This is a genomic window from Leptodesmis sp. (genome assembly GCF_052746595.1).
In genome coordinates, this window is record NZ_JBRAGO010000185.1 from 1 (window position 1) to 3,963 (window position 3,963).

A 3,963-nucleotide genomic window follows, 5' to 3' on the forward strand; every position below is an offset into this window, starting at 1 on the left:
CGATCTTGGGAAGCCCGCACCGTATGCGTAGCATTGGTGTCGGGAGGATGTCACAATTGGTTTAAAAACAGTCTCTAAGATACCAAATGGAACAAAAAAGGTATTTCCTCTTCCACCCTCTGAACTGGAGGACGTATACTAGAATGTCTGTCTGAAAATTTCTGAGTATTTTAGAGGAAGATCAATGTCGCGATATCGAGGTCCGCGCCTCCGGATTGTCCGCCGCCTGGGAGATCTCCCTGGCCTGAGCCGCAAATCACCCCGTCGGGCTTATCCACCCGGACAACATGGTCAGGCCCGCAAAAAGCGTTCTGAGTATGCGGTGCGTCTGGAGGAAAAACAAAAACTTCGGTTTAACTATGGGTTGAGTGAACGCCAACTGCTTCGCTATGTGCGAAAGGCACGGCGGGCATCCGGTTCTACCGGACAGGTATTGTTACAACTGCTGGAAATGCGGTTAGACAATACCGTTTTCCGGTTGGGGATGGCTCCTACTATTCCCGCCGCCCGCCAACTGGTGAATCATGGCCACGTGACCGTTAACGGACGAGTAGTAGACATTCCCAGCTACAGTTGCCGTCCCGGTGATGTAATCGGCGTGCGTGATCAGGAGCGTTCCCGCAAAATGGTGGAAACAAACCTGCAATATCCTGGTTTGGCCAATCTGCCCAGTCACCTGGAATTCGATAAATCGAAACTGGTGGGCAAAGTTAATGGTGTGGTAGAGCGCGAATGGGTGGCTCTCCAAATTAACGAACTACTGGTGGTTGAGTACTACTCCCGTCAGGCGTAAACGTTCAGAGGTTATCGAATCGATACGATCGACCGCGGCATTCAAACAATTTTGGCAAGCCTCCTGAATCCGTCAGTCAGGGGGCTTTTTTCGCTAGAGTGGGAATATGGCTGAGAACAGTAATGGATTTAAGATCGTTAGCGATAATCGACAGGCCCGGTTCCTGTACGAGATTCTGGAGACTTATGAGGCAGGAATCGAGTTGCTGGGGACGGAGGTGAAGTCGATTCGGGCAGGTAAGGTGAACCTGAAAGATGGGTTTGCCCTGATTCGGAATGGGGAGGCGTTGCTAATGAATGTTCACATTTCGCCCCACCATACCACCAGTCAAGTCTTTAACCATGACCCCCGGCGCACTCGCAAGCTATTGCTACATCGCGATGAAATTCGCAAGCTAACGGGTAAGGTGGAGCAACAGGGGCTGACGCTGGTGCCATTGAAGATGTATCTCAAGCACGGGTGGGTCAAGGTAGACATTGCCCTGGCGCGAGGCAAGAAGCTACATGATAAACGAGAAGATGTCCGCAAACGGCAGGATCAGCGGGATATGCAGCGAGCATTGAAAAATCGATAAAAGTTTTCCAGAAAGCTGAGCAATTAATTGACCTTAATAAATTTTTTGTTTTGTTCTTTCGTTCCTGTGTTAAAAAGTTGGCGATAGTTTTGTCGTGGGCTGGACTTGAAAGAACAGGCATCGGCTGAGCAAAAATTAGTTAGTCAGGAACTGTCTTCGTCTGATCGTCCAACTGTTGCAGAGCAAGTACCTTCGCAAGGTCAACGCAAGGCTGCAGGAACGAAGGGACAACTGGATAGCAAGCGACGTACAGGACGATTATTGGGCAGGGTGGCGATCGCGCTGGGCAAACTCGGATCCGGGTTGGGTAACAGTATCTTACAGATCAGTCGGCGAGGATTTAAAGGGCACTCGATCTGGCTTCTATCTCTGGCTGCTGCCACGTTTAGTTTCATCATTGGGCAAGGGTTAGGAGGATTTTTAGGCAGCATACCGCGCTTGCCCGGATTCTCCTTCTTTTCCTCTGACTCCTGGCAACCAGCTACCATTATCCGCCCCCAACTCTCTCCCCTGCCAGCCCCCAAGGAAACGTGGAAATGTGAAGTGGTGGTGGTTGGGGGGTCACTGGGGGGGATTGCCGCTGCTTCCCATGCCATGCAATCTGGGGCAACGACCTGCCTGATTGAACTCACACCCTGGCTGGGGGGACAGATCACCTCTCAAGGTGTTTCCGCATTGGATGAATCGCAAATGTTGCGCTATGAAGAAACCCTGTCTCAAAGCTGGACAGAGTTCAAAGAGTCGATCGCCCAGCAACCCGTTCAACTCCCAGCCTGGACAAACTTGCCGCCGGGACGCAAAGCCGCTGATGTCAATAGCTGTTGGGTAGGGATGTTATGTTTTCCACCCCAGGCTGGAGTGGTTGCTTCACAGCAATTACTCCAGGCTGCATTGAAAAAGTCTCCCGCCAGCCGTTGGAGCACTTCTACAGCCTTCAAGGGAGCAGAATTTGATGCCACGGGCCAGGAAATTACAGCCATTTACGCTGTCCGTCGCATCCCGCGTAATCCTAATTACAAGCCCAAGGGTCGGTTTTCCAGTGAGATTTCCAGTTGGTATTCCTGGGACAGTGACAGCGAATTTGAAAAAGTGCCAATTCGACTGCAACCACCTGCAGGTCAGCGTTTACTGGTCATTGATGCCACCGACACAGCAGAATTGGTAGGGTGGGCTGGCATTCCCTATCGTCTGGGGTCTGATTCCCTGGCGACGACAGGTGAGTTAAATGCGTCCCGAAAAGATAATTCAGACTGTACCCAGGCGTTCACCTATCCCTTTATTCTGGCGATTCGGGATGATCAAGGAGCCAGTATCAAGACTCTGGAACGGCTGGAGTCGGAATATCCCAAGGAAGAACACCGCAGCGATTATGATCTGCAGGGCTTTCCGATGTTTTACGGACACAGCTTTTTCAACTATCGGCGGATTGTCAGCACCGTTCCAGATGACCCCCGCACGGCAGATCCGCGGCCCGGTGATATGACAATGGTGAACTGGAATCGGGGTAATGATTGGACATTCATGGATCCGCCCTTGATTCTTACTGCAGAGCAAATTGAGCAATCCGGGCAGCGCAAGAACTGGATGGGTGGGTTATCGACGGTAGCCCTGCGTCATGCGGAAAACCATGCTCTGCTGTTTGCCCATTGGTTGATTGAAAAGTATGGTAAGGAGAAGCCCCTCTCTTATTTATCGGGAGAGGAATCTCTGCTGGGAACAGAATCGGGATTAAGCATGGTGCCCTATATTCGGGAAGGACGACGATTGGTAGGTCGTAGGGCTTATGACCAGCGAGAATTCGCCATCCGGGAGGCAGATTTGCGCGTCGATATGCCAGGAGGACGAGATTTTAGTAAAACTGCGATCGCCCGCATTCACTACAGCATCGATATTCATGGTTGCCGCTACCGTTCTCCATCTGAACTGGAAGGAGAAGCCGCTAGTGCTGGTACGTTAGAAAACAATGTCCGCCCGACGCTGATTCCTTTGGAAGCCTTGATTCCTCAGGGGGTGAATAATTTGTTGATGGGTGGCAAAGGGATTGCCGTCACCCACATTGCTAACGGCATGACCCGCATTCATCAAAGCGAGTGGCATATTGGGGCCGCTGCTGGGGCGATCGCAGGCTGGATAGCCGTTCGTCCCCAACTCCACCTGACCCCTGCCGATATTCCCAGAAAACGATTAATGGCGCAAATTCGTCAGCATTTGACAAAACAGGGACTGGGATTAGACTGGCACGATGAATCCCGTCCTGCGGCTAAACCTGGATCGTCACCAGCCCAAAATAAAGTCTCGGTACGCAGACCCCCTGTAGAAGCAGCTCATCTTTCTGCCTATGAGTCGGAGGATGCATCAGAGGAGGAGAATTAAGGAAGCGATCGCAATTTCAATCTTGTCCAAGTCCAGAACAGTCGTTTCTCTGATCGGAAAACGGATGTGCTCTAGCTGGATCTGACTTATTTTTTCTTGGATTCGCAGCCGATGCCATCTTTATCCCGGTCGAAGTGATGGGGATCCGGAGGCAGGACTTTAAAATTGCGTTGACTACTCCCCGGCGTGAATGCGCGGGGATTCTAAACGGATGTTACGGGAC

4 protein-coding genes are annotated in these 3,963 nt (G+C 51.5%); 3 read left to right on the top strand and 1 reads right to left on the bottom strand.

All coding sequences use genetic code 11. The features are described 5' to 3' along the window. Positions 1-184 precede the first annotated feature (184 nt). The 3 genes from rpsD (at position 185) to ACUVQO_RS22660 (ending at position 3,740) form a co-directional block, all read left to right on the top strand. Positions 185-793, top strand: coding sequence for a 30S ribosomal protein S4 (gene rpsD / locus ACUVQO_RS22650; RefSeq protein ID WP_445928084.1), 609 nt, complete (start codon positions 185-187; stop codon positions 791-793). A gap of 106 nt (positions 794-899) precedes the next feature. Next, on the top strand, positions 900-1,367 hold the full coding sequence (smpB, locus tag ACUVQO_RS22655; RefSeq protein WP_445928085.1) for an SsrA-binding protein SmpB: 468 nt from the start codon (positions 900-902) through the stop codon (positions 1,365-1,367). A 105-nt stretch (positions 1,368-1,472) separates the two neighbouring features. Further along, on the top strand, positions 1,473-3,740 hold the full coding sequence (locus ACUVQO_RS22660) for an FAD-dependent oxidoreductase (RefSeq protein ID WP_445928086.1): 2,268 nt from the start codon (positions 1,473-1,475) through the stop codon (positions 3,738-3,740). Between the two features lie 86 nt (positions 3,741-3,826). Here ACUVQO_RS22660 and ACUVQO_RS22665 read toward each other — a convergent pair whose 3' ends face one another. Continuing rightward, complete coding sequence (locus ACUVQO_RS22665; protein WP_445928087.1) at positions 3,827-3,895, bottom strand: excalibur calcium-binding domain-containing protein; 69 nt, start codon at positions 3,893-3,895, stop codon at positions 3,827-3,829. Between the last annotated feature and the right edge of the window lie 68 nt (positions 3,896-3,963).

What these genes read in the sequence shown, in the direction of transcription:
- rpsD (WP_445928084.1), top strand. Translation starts at nt 185, where the DNA reads ATGTCGCGATATCGAGGTCCGCGCCTCCGGATTGTCCGCCGCCTGGGA.
- smpB (WP_445928085.1), top strand. Translation starts at nt 900, where the DNA reads ATGGCTGAGAACAGTAATGGATTTAAGATCGTTAGCGATAATCGACAG.